The 477-nt window shown below is 30.6% G+C and carries 1 protein-coding gene; it reads right to left on the reverse strand.

Going from position 1 to position 477, the window contains the following annotated elements:
• On the reverse strand, positions 1 to 477 hold a 477-nt coding region (locus H2280_RS08520; RefSeq protein WP_337216269.1), incomplete at both ends, for an autotransporter domain-containing protein.

A 477-nucleotide genomic window follows, 5' to 3' on the forward strand; every position in this document is an offset into this window, starting at 1 on the left:
TCTTGAACTCTTGGTAGATAAAATTTATCCTTTGTTTTCATTGTTCCATATCTTGCCTTCATTGAAACACCAGGATTTATATTGAATTTAGCTCCAAGTTCCATAGAAGTTTTTAAATTTGGCAACCAATCTCTAAACCATGTAAAGCTTGTTTTTGTAGAGAAAAGATTTAAATAGTTTTTATAAATTCTTTCTCCACCACTCAATATAGCATTGCCTTTGATATTTTTCATTGAGAAAGCCTCTGTGTAACCACCTTCATAAACTAAACCTACTTCTGGAGAGAAGATATTATTACCATAGTTAAAATTCATACCCAAATCCGCACCTAAACCATAAGAATAAGAATGTGGTTTAGCTCCTGCTTCTTTATCACTTCCTACTTTTTTTGTTAAATTATTTTTAACAAAAGCTGTTTTACCTTGAGCTTTTAAATAAACATCTTGACCTTTGCTTGTTGTAAATAAGGTGTTAAAG

Source organism: Campylobacter sp. 2457A, from assembly GCF_020135895.1.
GTDB classification, from domain to species: Bacteria; Campylobacterota; Campylobacteria; order Campylobacterales; family Campylobacteraceae; genus Campylobacter_D; species Campylobacter_D taeniopygiae.